Origin of the sequence: Streptomyces sp. NPDC085524 (genome assembly GCF_044541755.1) — a bacterium.
In the GTDB taxonomy this organism is placed as follows: domain Bacteria; phylum Actinomycetota; class Actinomycetes; order Streptomycetales; family Streptomycetaceae; genus Streptomyces.
On the sequence record NZ_JBITTH010000001.1, the window covers coordinates 400623 to 420570 of the forward strand.

Annotated in this window: 18 protein-coding genes; 14 read left to right on the plus strand and 4 right to left on the minus strand. The window is 68.7% G+C overall.

The window, feature by feature from the left end; genetic code table 11:
* Positions 1 to 7: 7 nt before the first annotated feature.
* The 5 genes from argF to ACIGFK_RS01775 all read left to right on the plus strand — a co-directional run bounded on the left by argF (position 8) and on the right by ACIGFK_RS01775 (position 5685).
* The gene (gene argF, locus ACIGFK_RS01755; RefSeq protein ID WP_400050139.1) at positions 8 to 1009 is read left to right on the plus strand and encodes an ornithine carbamoyltransferase; all 1002 of its coding nucleotides are present in this window, start codon (positions 8 to 10) and stop codon (positions 1007 to 1009) included.
* A gap of 32 nt (positions 1010 to 1041) precedes the next feature.
* Complete coding sequence (locus tag ACIGFK_RS01760) at positions 1042 to 1995, plus strand: carbamate kinase (RefSeq protein WP_376657773.1); 954 nt, start codon at positions 1042 to 1044, stop codon at positions 1993 to 1995.
* Complete coding sequence (locus tag ACIGFK_RS01765) at positions 1992 to 3551, plus strand: YfcC family protein (RefSeq protein WP_400050140.1); 1560 nt, start codon at positions 1992 to 1994, stop codon at positions 3549 to 3551. The genes ACIGFK_RS01760 and ACIGFK_RS01765 overlap by 4 nt, the downstream gene beginning before the upstream one ends.
* 244 nt (positions 3552 to 3795) lie before the next feature.
* On the plus strand, positions 3796 to 4719 hold the full coding sequence (locus ACIGFK_RS01770; RefSeq protein WP_400050141.1) for a universal stress protein: 924 nt from the start codon (positions 3796 to 3798) through the stop codon (positions 4717 to 4719).
* Between the two features lie 258 nt (positions 4720 to 4977).
* On the plus strand, positions 4978 to 5685 hold the full coding sequence (locus ACIGFK_RS01775) for a response regulator (protein WP_376657776.1): 708 nt from the start codon (positions 4978 to 4980) through the stop codon (positions 5683 to 5685).
* 209 nt (positions 5686 to 5894) lie between these two features.
* Here ACIGFK_RS01775 and ACIGFK_RS01780 read toward each other — a convergent pair whose 3' ends face one another.
* The 4 genes from ACIGFK_RS01780 to ACIGFK_RS01795 form a co-directional block, all read right to left on the minus strand.
* The gene (locus ACIGFK_RS01780; protein WP_376657777.1) at positions 5895 to 6152 is read right to left on the minus strand and encodes a hypothetical protein; all 258 of its coding nucleotides are present in this window, start codon (positions 6150 to 6152) and stop codon (positions 5895 to 5897) included.
* Positions 6149 to 7039, minus strand: a complete 891-nt coding sequence (locus tag ACIGFK_RS01785) for a universal stress protein (protein ID WP_400050142.1) — start codon at positions 7037 to 7039, stop codon at positions 6149 to 6151. Before ACIGFK_RS01785 ends, ACIGFK_RS01780 begins: the two co-directional genes overlap by 4 nt.
* Before the next feature lie 975 nt (positions 7040 to 8014).
* Positions 8015 to 8230 carry a hypothetical protein gene (locus ACIGFK_RS01790; RefSeq protein ID WP_400050143.1) on the minus strand — a complete coding sequence of 72 codons (216 nt, stop codon included), beginning with the start codon at positions 8228 to 8230 and terminating at the stop codon, positions 8015 to 8017.
* 1322 nt (positions 8231 to 9552) lie between these two features.
* Positions 9553 to 10074 carry a helix-turn-helix domain-containing protein gene (locus ACIGFK_RS01795; protein ID WP_386463274.1) on the minus strand — a complete coding sequence of 174 codons (522 nt, stop codon included), beginning with the start codon at positions 10072 to 10074 and terminating at the stop codon, positions 9553 to 9555.
* A 444-nt stretch (positions 10075 to 10518) separates the two neighbouring features.
* Here ACIGFK_RS01795 and ACIGFK_RS01800 point away from each other — a divergent pair, with 444 nt between their 5' ends.
* From ACIGFK_RS01800 to ACIGFK_RS01840, 9 genes are all read left to right on the plus strand, one after another.
* A complete protein-coding gene (locus tag ACIGFK_RS01800) occupies positions 10519 to 10911 on the plus strand; it encodes a hypothetical protein (RefSeq protein WP_042813540.1) in 393 nt (130 codons plus the stop codon).
* 138 nt (positions 10912 to 11049) lie between these two features.
* Positions 11050 to 12354, plus strand: coding sequence for a hypothetical protein (locus tag ACIGFK_RS01805; protein ID WP_400050144.1), 1305 nt, complete (start codon positions 11050 to 11052; stop codon positions 12352 to 12354).
* Positions 12355 to 12411: 57 nt separating this feature from the next.
* The gene (locus ACIGFK_RS01810) at positions 12412 to 14838 is read left to right on the plus strand and encodes a phage tail tip lysozyme (protein ID WP_400050145.1); all 2427 of its coding nucleotides are present in this window, start codon (positions 12412 to 12414) and stop codon (positions 14836 to 14838) included.
* Between the two features lie 193 nt (positions 14839 to 15031).
* Positions 15032 to 16015, plus strand: a complete 984-nt coding sequence (locus ACIGFK_RS01815) for a hypothetical protein (protein ID WP_376659387.1) — start codon at positions 15032 to 15034, stop codon at positions 16013 to 16015.
* The gene (locus ACIGFK_RS01820; protein WP_386463266.1) at positions 16012 to 16713 is read left to right on the plus strand and encodes a hypothetical protein; all 702 of its coding nucleotides are present in this window, start codon (positions 16012 to 16014) and stop codon (positions 16711 to 16713) included. Before ACIGFK_RS01815 ends, ACIGFK_RS01820 begins: the two co-directional genes overlap by 4 nt.
* A 74-nt stretch (positions 16714 to 16787) precedes the next feature.
* Entirely contained in the window at positions 16788 to 17576 is a 789-nt protein-coding gene (locus ACIGFK_RS01825) for a hypothetical protein (protein ID WP_400050146.1), read from the plus strand.
* Entirely contained in the window at positions 17573 to 18283 is a 711-nt protein-coding gene (locus ACIGFK_RS01830; RefSeq protein ID WP_376659390.1) for a hypothetical protein, read from the plus strand. Before ACIGFK_RS01825 ends, ACIGFK_RS01830 begins: the two co-directional genes overlap by 4 nt.
* A gap of 63 nt (positions 18284 to 18346) precedes the next feature.
* Positions 18347 to 18871, plus strand: a complete 525-nt coding sequence (locus ACIGFK_RS01835; RefSeq protein ID WP_376659391.1) for a hypothetical protein — start codon at positions 18347 to 18349, stop codon at positions 18869 to 18871.
* Positions 18871 to 19920, plus strand: a complete 1050-nt coding sequence (locus ACIGFK_RS01840) for a hypothetical protein (protein ID WP_400050147.1) — start codon at positions 18871 to 18873, stop codon at positions 19918 to 19920. The genes ACIGFK_RS01835 and ACIGFK_RS01840 overlap by 1 nt, the downstream gene beginning before the upstream one ends.
* Positions 19921 to 19948: the final 28 nt, after the last annotated feature.

Sequence of the window (19948 nt, forward strand, 5' to 3'; positions counted from 1 at the left end):
AGTCACCATGACCGCCGACCTGCGCCACCGCCCCTTCCTCAAGGAACTCGACCTCACCCCGGCCGAGTTCCGCCACCTCCTGGAACTGTCCGAGCAGCTGAAGGCCGCCCGTTGCGCCGGCAATGACCACAAGCAACTGAACGGCAAGAACATCGCCGTCATCTTCGAGAAGACGTCCACCCGCACCCGGTGCGCCTTCGAGGTGGCCGCGCACCAGGAGGGCGCGCACGTCACCTACCTCGAGCCCGCGAGTTCCCAACTCGGCCACAAGGAGTCCATCAAGGACACCGCCCGGGTGCTCGGCCGCTACTACGACGGCATCGAGTACCGGGGCAGCGACCAGCGGCTGGTCGAGGAGCTGGCCCGGTACGCCGGAGTCCCGGTGTGGAACGGGCTGACCGACCAGTGGCACCCCACCCAGTCCCTCGCCGACGTGCTCACCATGCGGGAGCACACCGACAAGCCGCTGGAGCAGGTGTCGTTCGCCTACCTCGGCGACGCGCGCAACAACGTCGGCAACTCCCTGCTGATCACTGCCGCGATGCTCGGCATGGACGTCCGCATGGTCGGTCCCGCCGCGCTGGCCGGCACCCCCGAAGTGGTGGCCGAGGCACGCGAGGTGGCGGCATCCACCGGGGCGCGGATCACCCTCACCGAGGACGTGGCCGAGGGGGTGGCCGGAGTCGACTTCGTCTACACCGACGTATGGCTGTCCATGGGTGAGCCGGCGGAGCTGTGGGACGAGCGGATCGCGCTGCTTCGGCCCTACCGGGTAACGATGGACGTGCTGAAGGCGACAGGCAATCCGCAGGTGAAGTTCATGCACTGCCTGCCCGCCTTCCACGACAGCGACACCACCGTCGGAGCCCGGATCGCGGCGCGGACCGGCATGACGGCCATGGAGGTCACGGACGAGGTCTTCGAGTCGGTCCACTCGATCGTGTTCGACCAGGCGGAGAACCGGCTCCACACGATCAAGGCCGTCCTCGTCGCCACCCTCACCGACTGACCCCCTTGGGCCCGATCGACGGAGAACTCCTGATGCGTGTAGTCATCGCCCTGGGCGGCAACGCCCTCCTGCACCGTTCCGACCGGCCGGATGCCGCCCCTCAACTCGCCAATGTCCACAAGGCCGTCGCCGCGCTCGCCCCGCTGGCCGCCCGGCACGAGCTGGTCATCACGCACGGCAACGGCCCGCAGGTCGGCGTACTCGCCCTGCAGAGCGCCGCGGACCGCTCGCTGAGCAGCCCGTACCCCTTCGACGTCCTGGGCGCGGAGACCCAGGGGATGATCGGCTACTGGCTGCTGCAGAGCCTGCAGAACGCGCTGCCCGGCCGGCAGGTCTGCGCCCTGCTCAACCAGACCCTCGTCTCCGCCGCCGACCCAGCCTTCGCCGACCCCGAGAAGTTCGTCGGACCGGTCTACGAGCGGGCAGAGGCCCACAGCCTCGCCGCCGAACGCGGCTGGACGGTCAAGCCGGACGGCGAACACTGGCGGCGGGTCATACCCTCGCCCCGCCCCCAGCGCGTCGTCGAGACCCGACTCGTCCGCCTGCTGCTCGACTCCGGCGCGATCGCCGTCTGCGCGGGCGGCGGCGGAGTCCCGGTGGTCCGCGACGAGCAGGGGCTGTTGTCGGGCGTCGAGGCCGTGGTGGACAAGGACCTCACCGCCGCCCTGCTGGCCGAAGCCCTGGACGCCGACGTCCTGCTGCTGCTGACCGATGTCCCGTACGTCGAACTCGGCCACGGCACGCCGCACGCCGAGCCCATCCGGCACACCACCCCCGCCCGCCTGCGGGCGCAGCGCTTCCCGGCCGGGTCCATGGGCCCGAAGGTCGAAGCCGCCTGCCGTTTCGTGGAGTTGACGGGCGGAACTGCCGCGATCGGCGCCCTCGAAGACGCCCGGGCCATCCTCGACGGCGCCGCCGGCACCGTCGTCACCCCCAGCGGCCGTCCCCTCCAGGACGGCACCCTCACACCCGAGGAACAGAGATGACCACCAGCACGACTCCCACGGTGGGCCGCGGGATCGACGGCCCCGACGAGCCCGGCCCGGGCCCCGACGCCGCCCCCGCACCGTCCGGGGACGGCAGACGCAGGCTGCGCTTCCCCTCCGCCTTCACGGTGCTGGTGGTCGTGACCGTCGCCGTGTGGGCCCTGACCTTCGTCATACCGGCGGGCCGCTACGACACCACGCCGGACGGCACTCCGATTCCCGGCACCTACCACGCGGTGGAGCGGACCTCGGACTTCCTCGACCGGCTCAAGGACCTTTTCCTGTCACCCGTCAACGGCCTGTACGGGGTCACCGATGCCGGGACCGGGCTGACCACGCCGGGCGCCACCGGGTCGTTCGCGGGCGCCGCCGGAGTCTTCCTGTTCATCCTGGCGGTGGGCGCGTTCATCGCCGTGACCATGCGCACGGGTGCGCTCAACCTCGGCGTGGCCCGCCTCGCACACCGCCTGCACGGACACCGGACCCTCCTGCTCGTGACCCTCGTGGCGGTGTTCTCACTGGGCGGGACCACGTACGGGATGGCGGAGGAGACGCTCGGCTTCTACGGGCTGGTGATCCCGCTGATGCTCGCCCTCGGCTACGACCGGATGGTGGCGGCCGCCGTGATCATGGTGGGTGCCGGGGTGGGGACGCTGACCTCCACCGTCAACCCCTTCGCGACCGGTGTCGCCTCCGACAGCGCGGGCATCGGCACGGGTGACGGCATCCTGCTGCGGCTGGCCATGTGGGTGTCCCTGACGGCCATCGCGGCCTGGTACGTGGTCCGGTACGCCAAGCGCGTCCTGGCCGACCCCGCGCGCTCGCTGATCCCGTTCACCGACGAGGACCGTGCCCTCGCAGAACAGGACGAGGAGGTGCTCGCCCTCACGGGCCGGCACCGCGCCGTCCTCGGCGTCTTCGCCACGACGTTCCTCTTCATGATCTTCGCGGTCGTCCCGTGGGCGGACCTGGGTGTCACCTTCCTGCCGACGCTCGGCTGGTACTTCCCGGAACTGGCCGCCCTGTTCATCGTCGCCGCCGTCGCGGTGGGCCTGATCGGCGGCCTGGGCGAGCAGGGCACGGCCGAGGCGATCACCCGTGGAGCCGGGGACTTCGTCGGCGCAGCCGTGATCGTCATACTGGCCCGCGGGGTCACCGTGATCATGAACAACGCCGCCGTCACCGACACCATCCTGAACGGCCTGCACAGCGCTGTCTCGGGCACTTCCCACGGGGCCTTCGCGGTGCTGGTGTTCCTGGTCAACCTCCCCCTGGCGTTCCTCGTACCGTCCTCGTCCGGCCACGCGGCCCTCGCCATGCCGATCCTGGCCCCGCTCGCCGACTTCGCCGGCGTCAGCCGGTCCCTGGTGGTCACGGCGTACCAGTCGGCATCCGGCTGGGTGAACCTGATCACCCCGACCTCGGCCGTGGTCATGGGCGGCCTGGCCCTGGCAAAGATCCGCTACGACCAGTACCTCCGCTTCATCGCGCCCTTGATGGGCACCCTGCTCCTGGCGACCGGCGGATTCATGGTCCTGGGCGCGGCCCTCGGCTGAGCCCGACCCGCCCGGTGCCCGGCCGGCCTGCGGTTCAGACGGGCATCGAGGCGTGGCCGGGAACGTCGGTCCGGAGGTCCTTCGGCGGGCCCCGGTAGCCGGTGGAGGCGGGCCCGGGGGAAGGACGTTCGGCCCCGCGCCCAGGGCCGCCCGGACCGTCGTCCCTCCACCGCGCGGAGCGGGAGGGTGGAAGACGCGCCGCCGACGGCGGTCGCTCTCTCGCACACGTTCCTGGAGGAACACCATGTCACGTATGGTCGTCGTGGGCCTGGACGGATCCCCCGCATCATCAACCGCCGCCGAGTGGGCCGCGCACGAGGCCCGGCTCCGCCGGCTCCCGCTCAAGCTGCTGCACGCGGTGGAGCACTGGGCCCCGCCCTACGGCTACGCATCGCCCGCCGGGACCTCGGCCCCTGCCCCGGCCTCGACCGAGTACTGGGGCGAGCGCATCCCGCGGGACGCCTTCCAGCAGCTGACAGGGCGTCACCCCGACCTGGAGATAACCACGGAGCAGGTGGACGGGCAGCCGCTGACGGTCCTGACCGACGCCGCGCGGGAAGCCGAAGTACTGGTCCTCGGCTCCCGCGGGCTGGGGGCGACGACGGGATTCCTCGTCGGATCCGTGTCCCAGGCCGTACTCGCCCACGCCGAACGCCCGGTGGTCGTCGTGCGGACCGGCTCCTGGACGGACAGCGCCCACCTGCCGACGCCCGACGGCAGCGGGCCGCAGGAAGGTGCCTGCCTGCCGGTCGTGCTGGGGCTGGACCTCGCGCGCCCGTGTGACGAGCTCCTCGCATACGCCTTCGGCGCGGCGGCCGCGCGCCGGGCCCCGCTGCGCGTGGTCCACGGATGGAGCATGCCGCCCGCCTACGGCTTCGACCCCGCGCTGATCGCCCCCGAGGTACGGGACGGCATGGCGGCAGGTACGGCCATCGCGCTGAGGGACGCGCTGCGACCCTGGCGGGGCAAGTACCCCGAGGTCCGGGTGGAGGAGGAGTGCTCGGTGGGCCGGGCCGCCGGCCACCTCGTCGAGGCCTCGGCCAATGCCTCGCTGGTGGTCGTCGGCCGACGGATCCGCCGCTCGGCGATCGGTACTCACCTCGGGCCCGTCGCCCACGCCGTGCTCCACCATTCCGCCGCTCCGGTCGCGGTCGTACCGCACGCCTGAGGCAGCACCGCACCGGACCGGTGTCAATCGGCCCGCATCAACAGCTTCCGCTGTCGAAGGACCTCCGGGTTCGTCGTCGCACACGAGCCAACGGGCGGCCTTCGCGTGGTCGCGGCCGGCCCTCATCCTCGTACCCGCCCCGACGGCCTGCGGGCGGGTACGAGGAGGGCCGTTCGGCCCTGTCCGATCGGCTCTCGGGCGGGGCACCATGCAGGAGTTCGCGCGTGTGCCGGACGTACCCAGCCAAGGAGTTGCGTAATGACCGCCAGCGACGCCCCGTCACCCGCGAAGACGCCCATCAGCGTCTTCCTCCTCGACGACCACGAAGTCGTACGCCGGGGCGTGCACGACCTGCTGGACGCCGAGCCCGACCTGACCGTGGTCGGTGAAGCGTCCACGGCCGAGCAGGCGTTGGTCCGGATCCCCGCGCTGCGCCCCCAGGTCGCGGTCCTCGACGTCCGGCTCCAGGACGGCGACGGGGTCAGCGTCTGCCGTGAACTGCGCTCGCGGATGCCGGAACTCGCCTGCCTGATGCTGACGTCGTTCGACGATGAGGAAGCGCTACTGGACGCGGTCATGGCCGGCGCGTCCGGCTACGTACTGAAGCAGATCACCGGCACCGACCTCGTCACCGCCGTGCGCACCGTCGCCGCAGGCCAGTCGATGCTCGACCCCGGAGCCACCACCCGCCTGATGGCCAGGATGCGCGGTGACGTCCCCGCGGAGGAGCAGGTCCCCGGTCTGCCCGGATTCACCGACCGGGAGAAGGAGATCCTGGTCATGGTCAGCGAAGGGCTCACCAACCGCGAGATCGGCAAACGGCTCTACCTCTCCGAGAAGACCGTCAAGAACATCATCTCCCGGCTCTTCACCAAGCTCGGCGTCGAACGCCGCGTCCAGGCCGCGGTCATCGCCAGCCACACGCTGACTCCGCCGAGCCGGCATCCCGTTCCCGCCGCCGAATAGGCACGGGCGGCCCATCGCTCGCCGCCCTCCCGCCGTACGAAGAGGCCGTCCCTCGTCGGCGGGCGTAAGCGGTCCTCACCCGATTGCCCCGACCCGGCCGAACCTCCAGCGGCGAAGGGCACCCCGCCCAGTCCCTGGCCGGGGTGGTCTCCGCCGATGAGGCGCGGGGCCACCGCCCGCGGCCCCGCGCCCACGGCCGGGCAGGGCTCCTACCGGGCGGTGCGCTCGGTCTCGCGAGCCGAGCGGGACCTCTCCTGGAGGGTGTCCGTCTCCGCAACACTCGTGGTGGCGCCGCCTCGCGCATCCTCGGCGTGAGGCGTCTCCTCCACCGAAGGCGCGGCCATGACGATCCGGAGCCCCAGCCCGCGCCGTCGGGCCTCTTCCGCCGCCCGGGTCAGGGACGCGTACCAGTTCCTTGCCGGGTCGATACGGAGGAGGATTTCGCAGGGCTCACTGGTGGTGGTCATGACGCCTCATTCCTGTGGTCGCCGCTGTGCCGCGGGATGAGTTCGACGGGACAGTGCGCGTGGTGCACGAGGCTGTGGGTCACGTGCCCCAGGGTGCGACCGATGCGGTCGGGCGACCGGCGCCCGCCCATGACCAGCAGGTCCGCATGGCGGGACGCCTCCACGAGAACACTGGCCACGGACACACCTTCGTCGGCGTCCGCCTGGACGCTCAACGACGGGTACTCGTCCCGGATCTGCCCGGCGACGGCCGTGAGGCTCAGCTCATGGTCGTCGCCGAGCACCCTCCTCGCCACGGAGCCGACGGACTGGAACATGTTCCGTACGTGCAGCAGCCTCAGCGAGGCCTTGCGCAGCTCCGCCGCTCGCGCGGCGTGGCGGACACAATCGAGGTCGCGCTCGTCGCGCACGGCGGCCAGCACGACACCGTGCGCGGCCTCGTTCTCGCTCCCCCGAACGACGATCACGGGCGTGCGGGCCTCTGCGGCGACCTCGAGCCCGACCGAGCCCACCGACAGGGAGTCGAAGCCGCCCCGGCCTCGGTCGCCGACGACGAGGGTGCCCCCGGTGGACGCGGCCCTGCGCAGGCTCATGACGGGCCCGCTGCGGCTGTACTCCGTCGTGACGGACAGCGCGGGATGCCGGTTCTGCGCGGCTTCGGCCGTGCCTTCCAGCAGTTCACGGCCCGCGGCGCGGACCCGTTCCTTGTCATCGGCCGAGAGGTACAGGACCCGGCCGTCGACGTCGGATCCGTACACGACGTGCAGGGGGCGTCGGCGCCGTGCGGCCTCGTCCGAGGCCCAGAGCGCCGCCCGCCGGGCCCGATCGGACCCGTCGACGCCGACGATGACCGATCCGGATTCCGGACCGCTTCTGTTGCCTTCCATGGCTCCTCCTCGCCGAATGCCACTGGGGGACAGCTCTACGCTGACACCGCAGCCCCTGCCGGGAGAGGGCCCGTCCGGGCCTCCTCATGGCCGAAGGTCCCTGCCGCCGGACGGGAAGAGACTTCAGCGGCAGAGGCCGGTGGAACCTGCCGCACCTGCCTGGTCCGGCCGACGGCGGGCTACGCCGCGGCCTGCGTCACACCAGAGGCCGACCGAGCACCCCAGCCCCGGGCGAGCTGGTCGACACGGGCACCAAGGGCACCGAGGGACAGCGGGCCGCAAGGTAGCCCTCATCGAGAAGGTCCGGCCGATGGTTGCCCGACGACTGCCGGCCGTCGGCAACGCCCCGATGTCCGGAATTTCTTGGGACCGCGCAGCGGTCGCATCTCCACCGCGGTCCTGCGCGACGCCACCCACTGGGACGATGACGTCGCGGAGCTCGGCTTCGAATACCTCCGGCAACACGACTTGAACCCCGACGCTGACCAGGTCACGGCAGCTGGTGCCCCTGCCTGGCCACCTCATGGGGCTGCGTGCACCTCGTTCGCTGCCGGTCACGGCAGTGGCCGTCATCTGACCCGCTCTGACCGCCCTGGTCCCCAGCACTGGTCCCCAAGCTGAGGGTTTTCGCACGGCAACATCCTGCGCAGTTGGCCGCCTGCGCGAGGGCGACTGTCCGTGTGGTCCGCGAGCAAGTGAGCCCCGGAGCTCTCGGAACCAGCAGACGTCGATCTGGCTGGTCACCGGCGGCAGGTCCCTCGACGCCCTAACTGCAGGCAGCGTCGCCGCCATCGCGGGAGTCGAAGCGCCCCTTCTGACGGACGCGCTCGTCCTCGCGGCTGCGGCGGCCACCTCGTGGGCCTCTCCCGTCCGCGGCCTGGCCGTCATGTCTACGCACAGCGGTGATCAGAACGGGACACGCCCGACCTGCGCCCCGGTGGCCACCTGGGCGATGATGCCCAGGCCGAAGCGGCCTCACCCTTCTGCTTTGCTGGTCGAGCCGGCCGATGCCGCGCCGAGGAAGATCAACGCAGCCAACAGGACCACCGCGGTCCGGTGGCGCAGGGGAAGCGACTCCCACAGATCGTGCGCGATGGTGTTCCGGACGTTCGGCCCCGCAGCCGGTTCGACGAGCAGCAGCAGGAAGCTCCTCGCCCGTGCACTTAAGGCCAGATCCAGCCTATCGGCCAAGGAGCGCAGGAGCCCCCCAAGCAGGCAGACGCCGCCGGTGGATTCACCCTTGGCCAGGTGGATCGGAGGCCCGCTATTTGACAGGCTGCCAGAGACGTGGGCCCTGCTGCTATGGGAGACCCTCAGGGCGTTACAGCAGGTCCCCCAATCTGGGCCGTGAGATCGCGGCCTGGCGCGAGCGACGCACAGCTGTGTAGAGATAATGGCTCAGCCGACGACAGCCGTGGTCGCGGTATCCGAGATGGCAGTGGTCCGGGCACTGGAACTGGCAGGCAACCGCCTGATGGCCCGGAACGGCCGGGGTGACCGAGGTGCTCTGCAGCGCATGGCCCCCGGGGACCGACGCTCGTTCTTCCGCGTGACTACGGCTGGCCGGAGCGGGTTCGTGGCGAGGCGGGACACGATCGTCGCGCCCCGCTCCCGAGCGCCCTGGGGAAACCACGGGGGGTCAGGATGTGCGCACCGGCCCGGGCCTGAACGATCGGGGGGGGCGTCGGGGGTCAGGCTCCGCCGGCCGCCCCCGCGCGTCCTGTTCGGAGTCTCGCCCTCCATGATCGGCAGGCCGGTCGGCCGGCGAAGTGCCCAGGCCGGATGCACGATGCCACTGCAGTACGCACCGAGGGCCGCGAGGAGCAGTTGCGTCTGCACCCGAACGGACAGCCGAAGTCGATTCCCGCTATGCCGGCCTGACCCGCGATTCCCCGGCCAGCTCAGCGCCCCGCCGAAGAAGCCGGCGACGGACGCCGGGCCGTCCGAGCGCAACTTCTCGCCACCCGTGCCGCGCCCATCTGGACACGGCGAGGCGAGGTTCCCGATGGCACGCTTGACCACCGGTTCATTACGGGGCAGAAGCCTCTGATCCCCAATGCCCGCCAGAGCGGACCAAGCCCAACAAGCAACCCCGGCTCATCGGGCAGTCTCTGCGTGCGCCCTCAGGTCAGCGCAGGCCATCCGTGTCGTCGGACTCTTCGCCGACCGGGAGTGGCCGATGGTCGTCCTCCGAGGTCTCGCCATAGACGACCGAGGAGACCGCCCTGTCGTATGCCTCGTCGAGACCGTTCCCGCTTGTGCCGAGTATGTTTTCCCAGTCAATTCCCATACCTGCGATCCTATCCGAACTGCCCGACAGTCTTGGTGATTTGGGACACTGCGGCCGTGCAGCCGCACGGCCTGGAGCTACATCCGCCGACGGATGCACGGGCCCGTGGCCGACCGAAGGCCGACCAGGACGATGTGCCCCTCGACGCACGGATCCACACGACCGGCGTGAGCGGCGACGCGCCGCACGCGATGCTGCACCGGACTCGGCCGCCCGCACAGCGTCATGCGCCTGGGCCTGGGCCTGGGCCTGCACCCTCTCCGGCCGGCTTGTTGCGGACATCACGCATCCGGACATCTAGAGCGGCCTGGGTCTCCGGGTCGAGCTCGTGGTCGGCGGCGGTTTCAGGGTTGACGCTCAGCGCGTGGGAGCGGAAGGCCTCCCGCTCGGCGGAGAGTTGCTGGATGGTCCGGGTGATCCGGTGGATCTTCTGCAGCAGCCTCTCCCGCTCCTGCTCCGCGATGGCGAGCTCGGCGAGCTGTTTCTGGATCTCAGCCTCGTTTTCCCGGGCGTAGTTGTCGCTGACCAGTGTGATCAACGGAACCCCGAGAGCCTCGGCAGCGGTGACCGCCTCATCGAGCCTGACCGCACGGGTCTGCTGCTCGATGCGCGTGATGGCAGTGGCGTCAACGTTCGCGCCAAGCAGTGCGGCCATACGGCGCGCCAGCTCTGCCTGGCTGATGCCGAGGCGTTCACGCTCTTGACGAAGCCGACGGGCGAAAAGGTCACCGGGCAGTGGGTTCATGGCGGTTTGACACTTCCTGGTCAAGATCGCGATCGACGGAGGGCAGGCGGGGGCGGCCCACCTCGGAATCGAGCAGGCCGACGTCCCGGCACTGCTGGAGCAGCACCTTACACATCCCGAACTGCGGATTCCACAGCCGCCCGCTGCACCTCAACGGCCGCGCGCCACCTCCGCGACCACGCACCGCGACGTCGATTCACCTCGCCCCCGAGGCCCTTTCGATGACCTATCGATACATCTAGCACACCCCTACGATCGACGATTCGAATGGTGTAAGTTAACCACTCCGAGATACACACATATACGAGTCAGCAAGAGGAGTCGATGGATGCCAGCGACCTACTCGACCCCTATCACTACCTGTCACGGTAGGTAGTCGGCGCTTGTTGCACTGCGACTCGATGTCACACCACTGAATGAATCGAAAGGCGAGAGGAAAGAAGTATGCCGAAGACCGACGGGGCAGCCGTCCTCACACAGGCACCCCTGCCGAGCGCCGCCTGGGACCTGACCAGCTTCCTGCAGAACGCCAAGTCCCAGGTCCAGCTCTGGGGAGGTTCTGTACTCATGCTGCTCGGCGTTGTCGGCCTGGTCTGGGGCGGCGTGCTCTTGATCAAGAAGCTGATGGCCAACCCGCAGTCCGCCGGCCAACAGCAGGGCTGGGGCACGATCGCGCTCCTCGTTCTCGTCGGCGGAGCTTTGGGCACCGGCGGCTGGACGCTGATCTCGACGATCGGCTCCGGCGGCCAGCAGACCATTACGGATCTCGGCGGCGGCACGGTGATCGCGCAGACCTTCGACCAGGTCACCGGATTCCTGAGCGGCCCTTCCAAGTAAGGGGCCGTCACGGACTGCGCACACGAACGGTGACAGAGCCATCGAGCGAACCGGGTCGATTGAGGCGCAAGGCCTCTTCCGACCCGGTTCGCCGTACCCGGGCTCGCAGCACGGTGCAGGCGCGAAAGAGAGCAGAACATGGGGATCAGGAACAAGGCGCTGGGCTTCAGTAGGAAGTTCAAGCTTGACTCGCACCACGCGATCGAGCGTTTTGGGGTGTTCTTCGGCATCTTCGCGGTCACAGGCGCGATCGCGATCGGCGCATCAGGGGTCTCGGCATACCAGGCGGGACGTGACTCGCTGTCACAGACGGCGCTGTACACCAGCGACTTCAAAACGTCGAAGACGAATCTCGACGGCACCGTGGACGGGGTCTACACCAACGAGCGCGGCAACAAGGCGCTCGTGATGATGCACTTCAGCCCGACCGCTCAGATCTCGTACAACGCCGCGGACTACAGGGCGTTCCTGCTCGGATCGGACACCTCACTCAACAGCGAGCCGGTCAGCACCAGCGGGATCAAGGGATCCCTCTACGCCTTCGGCTCGACCGGCTACATCGGGGTCCTCCTGAACGCCGACCGGCCCTTCGACCGTCAGGTGTTGAATCTGACGGTCCGTGCGAATGCCGAACTCACCGCGCCCGGAGCCCAGCCGAAGCAGAGCAGCGGCAAGCTGGCCGGTGACGAGACCTTCACCAAGTACGACCAGTGGCGGGTCTTCTTCAACCCCGGTGCGTCCGGGGTCCAGAAGATCGCGGCGCTCAACGCTCCGACCTTCGATCCCGCGCAGGCCTACTACTGGGTCGCACTCAAGAAGAAGGAGACCGAGGCCAGGAAGGCCCTGGACCAGAAGCTCGTCGAGATGCGCGCGAATCTGACGCAGATTCGGTCTTATACGTCCGACCTGCAGACGACGAAGATCGACGGGTTGTTCCTGCGTCCGCCGACCGTTCCGGCCTCGATCGCCGCCGACAAGATCACGGGGGTCTCCGCAGCCGAGGCAAAGGATGGTGTCTCGACGCTGGCGCTGCAGACCAAGCACGTCGCCCACGGCGGCTTCGACCTCAACTGGCGTACAGGCAACGTCTACGACGGCTACCTCGATGCCCTGACGCCGGCCGGACAGAGCTACGCCCAGTTGTTCGCCAAGAAGCGTGACGAGGGGTCAGATCCGACGATTCAGCAGATCTCGGACATGCAGTGGATTCTCTCGGATGGCACCAGCCTCACCAAGGACTACCAGTCCTCTGACGTGACGATGCGCCCGCTCATGAACATCATGAACAACCTTTCACATGCGTATCAAACCTACTCAGTGAACAAGTCCAAGTACCAGTCGGACCTCTCACTCGACCTGCTCCGCCTGGACGTGAGTCTGCGGGACGTGCAGTCCAACAGCACCGTTCGTGACGACAAAGACTTCCTCACCACGCTCCACTGAGCGCGGCGAAGAAGTGTCGGATCCTGCTACCTGGATTGAGCCGGAAAGGAAAATAGCATGGCCGCCGACCAGCCGAATCGGAGCTCCGAGACGGGGACGACGAAGGACCAGCCGGACACGTCGGCGAGTCAGGGGATGCCCCGGCAGGGTCGCGGGACCAAGAGCCTCGATTCGGCGGCGCCCCTGCGCCGGCACAGCAGGATGAAGGCGGCGGCGCCCACCCGAAAGGAGGGCATCGAGAAGCCTCCTGAGGGCAAGACCGCCGTGCCCAAGCAGCTCCCGGGGCGGGAAGCTGATCCTTCCGGTCCTTCCGGCCCTTCCCGCCCTTCCCGTCTTTCCCGCCCTTCCCGTCTTTCCCGTCCTTCCGGCCCTTCCGGCCCTTCCGGCCCTTCCGGCCCTTCCGGTCCTTCCGGCCCTTCCGGTCCTTCCGGCCCTCCTGTTCCTTCCGGTCCTTCTCGTCCTTCCGGTCCTTCTGACCCATCCGGCACGGCGAACACCGCGCGACCGAAGATGGCGGAGGCCGGGTCGAAGGTACCGGACAGTGCAGACACCGCAGGCAAGACAGCCGGGGCCGCGAACGCCGGGGCGACGATCAAGCAGGGTATGGACGGCGTCGCCGGGAACCTGGCCGGAGGCGCGACCCGGAAGGCGATCGAAGGAGACGGCAGCAGCGCGACCCGTCGTAACGTCGGGCGTTACGCGGGAGCTGCTGTCTCCGGTGCCGTGGCCGGCGCACAGGCCGGCGGGCTTCCGGGAGCCGCCGTTGGCGCAGCGAAGAACCTCACTGTCGAGGGTGCCCAGGACACGGTCAAAGGCGTGTCCAAGGCCACCGGCGGCAGCCCGGACGCCAAGCCGGCCGACCAGCGCGAGCTGGGTGTCGGCGGCACGGGCTACGAGCGCGGTGCGACGAAGGACGACGAGGGCCTGGGCGCGAAGGCGGCCAAGGGCGTCGCCATCGGCGGTGGTGCGTCTGCTGCTCCGCCGGCCATGGGCCTGGTCATGGCCATGGCCTTACTGAACTGGCTCAAGTCCATGTTCTTCGCAGCCATGGCGATGGCCGTCAACGCCGGGAAGCTGCTGTGGACTCTCTTCGTCAACATCCTCAAGGCGGTTGGTCATGCGATCGCCGCACCGTTCATGGCGATCGGCAGCTTCCTAGCCAAGGGGGCCGGCGCGGTCCTGGGCTTCACCGTCACTGCGACGATGGCCCCTGTAGCGGCAGCGCTGTCGGGTGCGGTCGCGATAACCGCCACCGTGGCCCTGCTGGGCACGGTCCTGACCGGTGTCCTCAACTCGACGGCGTTGACCGAGGGCAGCATCAACGCGAACAGGGCGGCGTGCGTCGTCAACGCGGACAACGTCGGCAACGGTTCCGGTGCCACCGTCCCGGCGAACGTGGAGAAGAACGCCAAGGAGATCTACTCGGTACTCAGCAGTTGGGGGATGCCGAAGGCGAACATCGCGGGCATCCTCGGGAACTGGTCGCAGGAGTCCGGGATCGACCCGACGAGTGTGCAGAACTTTCCGACGGGGACGTATGCCATGACCCCCGCGAAGGCCGGCGCCGCGCAGAACACGGACAACGGTATCGGTCTTGGGCAGTGGACGTTCGGCCGCAACACGCTGCTGCGCCAGTACGCGCAGCGCAAGGGCGTCGACTGGTTCACGATCAAGGCCCAGTTGGCCTTCATGGTCGATGGTGACAACCCGGGCGACGTTGCGGTCTTCAAGGACATGCTCAGGAAGTCGCAGGGCTCGCCGCGTACGGCGGCGGTGCACTTTCACGAGAACTGGGAGCGCTCCGCCGACGGCGCGGCCGGGGTCGCTGTGCGAGGCGACAACGCCGAGATGTGGTTCGGCAAGATGAGCGGCTGGTCGGTCGACAGCTCGATCGTCGGTGGCGTCGAGGACATCGTCGGCGGGATCATCGACAACATATCGAACGGGATCGACACGATCCTGGGAAACTGCGCCTCCACGGCCGGCGGTTCCGTCTCGCCGAAGGACGGCGGGATGACGCAGGAGGAGGCCCAGGCCCTCGTCGACCTCTTCAACAAGGAGGGCGACAAGTTCCTCGACGACCGGTACGGCCCGGGCGGCGGCCCCGGTTCCTGCGGCGACAACCACGCGATGAACTGCGTGAGCTTCTCGACCTACTTCGTGAACAAGTACACGACGTTCCAGGCCTACCCGGCCGGCGATGGCAAGGAGACGGCCTACACGATCGCGAAGGAGACCGGCAAGACGATGCAGTCGACCCCCGTCCCCTACTCGGTCGGGTCCGGGCCGGGATCCACTTCCGTCGGCCACACCCTGGTGGTGCTCGGCGTCCAGGGGGACAAGGTCATCCTCGGCGAGGCCGGCTACTGCGCCTACATGGGCCGGGTCCGCGTCGACAGCGCGGCGCGGCTGGCTGCCGCGGGCTGGAAGTTCGTGGACATGTCGGATGCGATGCTCACCTCCGACAAGATCAAAACGGTCTGATGCGCAGCAGCTGACCTGGGAGGCAGAAGCCGGTGCTCGGCGATCCGGGCACCGGCTTCTTCGTGTCCGAGTCAGGTCCGCGCGCCGGTTCCACCTTCGACGCTCTTACCGAATGGATTCACACTCGGCCATGAATGGCTTTTGATATAGGCTTCAGTCGTTTATGAGAACAACGCGGAGTGAGGAGCGTTCCGTGACGACAACCCCTGACGAGTCCGAGGGCACCGGACCGGAGCAGGAGAGCGAGTCGATACCCGAGGAGAAGCCCGCGGTATCGAAGACGCACACGAAGGTCACCGGAGTCGAGCTCGAAGAGCGCTTCGCGGGCTGGATGACGCGCCGGCGAGAGAAGGGCCAGGCCCGCGCCCCGGCGGACAACGCGCGCCTGCTCCGCCGCGGCGTCACCGCGGTGATGAGTGCCGGGATCCTCGCCCTGGTCATCACTGCGGGCGTGACCGGCGAGAGCTTCAAGACGACCACAGCGGACAACGAGGCCCGGATCCTCCAGCTTACGCAACAGTTGGACGATGCCCGGTCCAAGCCCGCGACAGCGGACGTCGGCGCGCAGTTGTCGAAGCTCGCCGAGGCGGCAGCCGCCGACGCGAAGAAGGTCGCGGCGGGTGAGCAGACCTTCGCCGAGTTGTACCACCAGGCCGATGTCCAGCCCAGCCGGAAGAACGGGGCTCCGAACCAGGCCACGCTGGAAATCGTCGAGCACCGACGGGACTTGGCGCCGCTGTTCGACAAGAACTCCTTCCTCGTCAGCGACAAGGAGGCGTACAGCACCTCGTCGCTGACGCCGTTCGACGCGACCACCGAGATCGATCCGCGCCACGCCTGGTACATCCGCTACGACGGCGACAAGGCAGCTGCCCCGAGCACGTACGCATGGAAGGTAGAGACGGTGATGCCCGATCTGAGCGTGAAGGGCGGCTCCGGCGCGACGAACCGGGCAAGGGTCATCTGGCTGTGCCGGGACACGACGAGCGGCGAGGTGCTCGCCTGGGCGAGCGCGCGTTACGTGCGCAATGGCACGGCGGGGGCCTTCGACCACTTGGCCCTCGTGGTAACCGCCGCCGGGGCTCCGCACGAGAACCCGGCGGTCAGGATGCCGGCCGGGTCCGGAGTACCCGAACTCAGCGGCACGGGCACACAGGAGGCGGGTGGGAAGCGATGACGGAGCAGACGGCAGCACCCGCGCGGCGGGGATTCTTCCGGCGCAACCTCTCGGCCTTGGGGACGGCAGCGGTCCTCGCGGTGGTCGCGACGGTTGGCGGAGTGACCTGGAGCAGCCGGCACGCGGCCCTGGTTGAGCAGGAAGCCCGGATCAACGATCTCGAGGGACATCTGGCGGCAGTCCGGAAGAGTGACGCCGAGCAGGTGAACGCGGACGTCATGGCGGCCCTGGGCGTCAGCCGGAGTCGGCTGAGCACCGACCGTGAGCGCATCAAGTCGCTGCTCTCGATGGTCTTCACGTGGGACTCGGGGCAGAGCTACGAGGCTGCGCGCGAGAGGCTGAAGAGTCGGTTCGACCTCACCGAGAACGAGGTGTTCCTGAAGTCGTTCATGCCCCCGTCGAGGTTCAACGAGGATTCCCAAGGGCGGCGTTACCACTACATCGACGCGGTTGGCCTGAACTCGGCCCTCGGCGCGGATCCGGACGTGGAGGTCATCGACGCCAAGGCGGGCGTCTACACCTACGCCGTCCTTGCCGACGTCGAGGTCACCTCCGACGCGACGTCCCAGAACAAGGCGAGCAAAGCCAGTGTCACGGCGTACCGGCGCGCGCTCCTCTTCGTCACGGTCGACGCCCAGGGCAAGGTCTCGAACCTCTCCGGCGTGCCGGCGAGCGGCGAGACTCGCCATTCCAAATGACTCACAGACCCTTTCGACTCACCTCGCTGATAGAGTTAGACTGGTATTTGAGTGAAACGGCGAGTTGAGGAGCAATGGCGTCGACACAGACCGATGAGTCGGGCGGGTCCGCGGTACGCAAGACGCGCTTCGTCGCGACGTCCGGGTCCTCGCAGGAGGGCTCGGACACTCCTGAGCTCATGGAGCCCGCGGGCGGCCTGCGCAAGCGCACCGTTGCGGCCGGTCTGAGCATGGGTGTCGGCGCACTGCTGTGCTTCCTGCTCTCCGCAGGAACTTCCGACGGCCAGAGCGCGGTGCGCGGTACGGCTGTACCGCAGGTGTCCTCTCTGCGGGAGCAGCTCAGGAACACCGAGGCGAAGACCGCGGCGCTACCGAAGGCCGACGACGCCGAGCGTGGTCTGACCGCGGCCCTGAGGGCGGCTGGTCAAGTCGCGAAGCTGCAGAACGACTACCGCTACCTGACGCCCAAGGTGGCGGCAGACGGCGGCAAGCTCGACGCGGCGACCTCTCAGTCGACGCTGCACAATCTCATCCCCTACTTCGCCCCCTCGGTACACCGGGAAGACCTGGGTCCGTGGTACCTGCTCGCCGGCGACAAGGACGTACCAGCCGGCGTCGGGATCCCCATGAGCTTCGACTCGGGCTTCGAGTGGGCCGGCCAGGTGCCTTACCTGGTCAACGACGACGGCACCATCGCGGTGACCTGGCTGGCGATGGAGACCAGGACCGGGGCGGGCGAGAAGCCGGCGGTGCTGGCCTGGGCCCGCGCCGACTACGACCTGGTCCGCAACGCCTTCGTGAACATCCGGACCGGTACGACGGTCACGGGCAAGGCTCTGGAGCAGGAGGTGAGGACACCGTGAAGGAGGAGATCAACGACAAGTTGCGCCTGCACGCCGGGAGGATCCTGCTCGGCGGCACCGGGGCGCTGCTCGCGCTCTCGGTGGTCACACTCGGAGCCGGCCTGCTCAGCGACGGTCCGGCGGTGTCGGACATCCAGGACAACGCGGTCGTTCAGAAGCTCGAAGGCGACCTCAACGACGCCCGGACCGAACTCGCAGCACGGCACACGGCGCTGCTGGCCCAGTTGCCGGGCGTGGACATCGAGCGGGTGAACCGTGACAGGACGACGGGCCGGTCCCTTCTGCTCGGCCTCACGGACAGCTCGGCGTCGAGCCGGACCGTCGAGGAGCAGCAGGCGCTACTCGACGCGCGCTACGGCTTCCTCGACCACGAGTCCCGGGTGCTGACCGAGTTCGTGCCGGAGTGGATGACTGCGACCGGAGCCACGAAGGGCGCTGGGACGACGTACGCGCTTGCCGATCTGGACGTTCATGTGAGTCGGGTGCAGGGCCTGAACTACTCCTACACGGGGGTGGCCCGTCTCGATCCGGTCCGCGTTGGACCGGATCGGGGCAGCACCGCCAAGAGCGAGTTCGTGGTCCTCACCTACTCCACCTCTCAGGACGGCACGACGACATCGCTGGACGCCTATCGGGCCTCCGCCAAGACCCGCGACGCCCTCGTCGGGGCCGGCGAGGAACGGTCCTCCCCCAAGCCGAAACGGTGAGCGAACCACCCGCCGTTTCGGCACGCACCCCAGAAGACCTCTACGAGACGTAAGGACACGAACATGTCGACTCAGGCCCTGGAGAAGACCGAGACGACTGTCCCGACGAGCACGGCTTCGGCGGCGAGGAAGACCACGGCCAAGCCTGAGAAGGAGCACAAGGCTTCGAAGGCGCGCACCGGATGGCGGCGCCTGGCTCCGGGGAATCAGGCCGGTGGGTTCTCCGTCGTGGTGTGGGCGGGGTTCTTCCGGGCCGTCGTCCTTCTCGCCGACTACCTGCTGGCATGCATCACGGCCGTGGTCGTCATCCCGCTGCTGGGCGCATGGCTGCACCAGCAGTCGGGCGCATCCCGGGTTGCGCTCAGCGGGGATGGAACCATCGCCATGTGGCTGATGCCGCTCCTCTTCCTGGTCGCACTGCTCGCCGCGGGCGAGATCGTCGTGATGCGCGGCATGTGGCGCTGGGCAACACGGATGATCGCGAAGATCCAGGACGCCCGGGGCGAAGTGACCGGGGCCGACGTCACACCGGAGTCCACGACCAGGACCGCCAACCAGAGCAGGACCAACCGCAAGAGGAGCAAGTGATGCGCACGGCAGGACTGACGATGAACGACGTATGGGCCCACCGTGTCCTGCGTGAACGAGGAGTGGAGACGTACCGGCTGGAGGGGGTGGTCGCCGAGCTCGGCGTCATGGTCGAAACGCTCGACCTCAAGCATCGGGGCCGGGAGGAGAACTACCGTCCGTATCTGCACATGACGGGCGAGCTGCGCTCGGTCACCCCTGCGGAGGCCCTGCCGTTCGGTATATCCCAGGTGACCTACTCCCCCGGCCAGGGCGAGAAGGTGGACGCCTTCTACGAGTTCGACGACGAGCAGCTGGTGGTGCTGGCCGGCAAGGGCTACTTCACGAGTGGCTTCACCGTGCCCGAGCAGGTCACCGGGATCGAGTGGGAGCTGCCGGCCACGGCGGACGTGCTCGTCCTCGCTCCGTCGGAGGAGCGGACCGAAGGCGATGTGCCCGTGGTCTTCACCCAGATCCACGGCATCGGGGGCTTGGAGATCGATCTCGAGTCCAGCGGCTACGACCTCGCCGGCTACTTCGCCGACCAATCCAAGAACGGCGTCCCGCGGGCCGAGGCCGTAGTCGACGCACGCGGGCTGAAGTCGCGCTCGGACGCGATCAACCCGCTGTTCACCGAGGACGAGTTGGGCCTGGACACCGAGACCAAGCAGGTCGTCGGAGCGCCCGCGCCCGAGGCAGCACCGGTCGCTGACGGCATGAACGCACGCTTGCGGCAGATCGAGGCGGAGATCGCCGCCGAACGGGAGCAGTACAAGACCGAGCGTGCGAGCACCGAGGGCACCACGGAGAACCTCTACCGGGAGCGCGTGGCCGCACCACTGCACAAGGCTGAAGAGCAGGAGGTGCCGTCCGCTTCCTCGGTCCCGACCCGTGAGGCGCAACGCGACCTGAACCCCGATCCCGACCTGGAGGAGGAGAAGGAGAAGGAGGAGGCACGCCGACATGAGGTCAAGCCCGTCCCGAGCCTGGACGAGCGCAAGCTCCAGGTGGCCCGGCGTGCGGCCGATCTGGACTTCGGCGTTGACGACGAGCAGAGCCTGGGCTCCTGAGGACGCATCAGGCATGACGTGCGCGGCC

Excerpts from the sequence above, each read along its gene's own strand:
- argF (WP_400050139.1), top strand. The coding sequence starts at position 8 with ATGACCGCCGACCTGCGCCACCGCCCCTTCCTCAAGGAACTCGACCTC.
- ACIGFK_RS01760 (WP_376657773.1), top strand. The coding sequence starts at position 1,042 with ATGCGTGTAGTCATCGCCCTGGGCGGCAACGCCCTCCTGCACCGTTCC.
- ACIGFK_RS01765 (WP_400050140.1), top strand. The coding sequence starts at position 1,992 with ATGACCACCAGCACGACTCCCACGGTGGGCCGCGGGATCGACGGCCCC.
- ACIGFK_RS01770 (WP_400050141.1), top strand. The coding sequence starts at position 3,796 with ATGTCACGTATGGTCGTCGTGGGCCTGGACGGATCCCCCGCATCATCA.
- ACIGFK_RS01775 (WP_376657776.1), top strand. The coding sequence starts at position 4,978 with ATGACCGCCAGCGACGCCCCGTCACCCGCGAAGACGCCCATCAGCGTC.
- ACIGFK_RS01780 (WP_376657777.1), bottom strand. The coding sequence starts at position 6,152 with ATGACCACCACCAGTGAGCCCTGCGAAATCCTCCTCCGTATCGACCCG.
- ACIGFK_RS01785 (WP_400050142.1), bottom strand. The coding sequence starts at position 7,039 with ATGGAAGGCAACAGAAGCGGTCCGGAATCCGGATCGGTCATCGTCGGC.
- ACIGFK_RS01795 (WP_386463274.1), bottom strand. The coding sequence starts at position 10,074 with ATGAACCCACTGCCCGGTGACCTTTTCGCCCGTCGGCTTCGTCAAGAG.
- ACIGFK_RS01800 (WP_042813540.1), top strand. The coding sequence starts at position 10,519 with ATGCCGAAGACCGACGGGGCAGCCGTCCTCACACAGGCACCCCTGCCG.
- ACIGFK_RS01805 (WP_400050144.1), top strand. The coding sequence starts at position 11,050 with ATGGGGATCAGGAACAAGGCGCTGGGCTTCAGTAGGAAGTTCAAGCTT.
- ACIGFK_RS01810 (WP_400050145.1), top strand. The coding sequence starts at position 12,412 with ATGGCCGCCGACCAGCCGAATCGGAGCTCCGAGACGGGGACGACGAAG.
- ACIGFK_RS01820 (WP_386463266.1), top strand. The coding sequence starts at position 16,012 with ATGACGGAGCAGACGGCAGCACCCGCGCGGCGGGGATTCTTCCGGCGC.
- ACIGFK_RS01825 (WP_400050146.1), top strand. The coding sequence starts at position 16,788 with ATGGCGTCGACACAGACCGATGAGTCGGGCGGGTCCGCGGTACGCAAG.
- ACIGFK_RS01835 (WP_376659391.1), top strand. The coding sequence starts at position 18,347 with ATGTCGACTCAGGCCCTGGAGAAGACCGAGACGACTGTCCCGACGAGC.
- ACIGFK_RS01840 (WP_400050147.1), top strand. The coding sequence starts at position 18,871 with ATGCGCACGGCAGGACTGACGATGAACGACGTATGGGCCCACCGTGTC.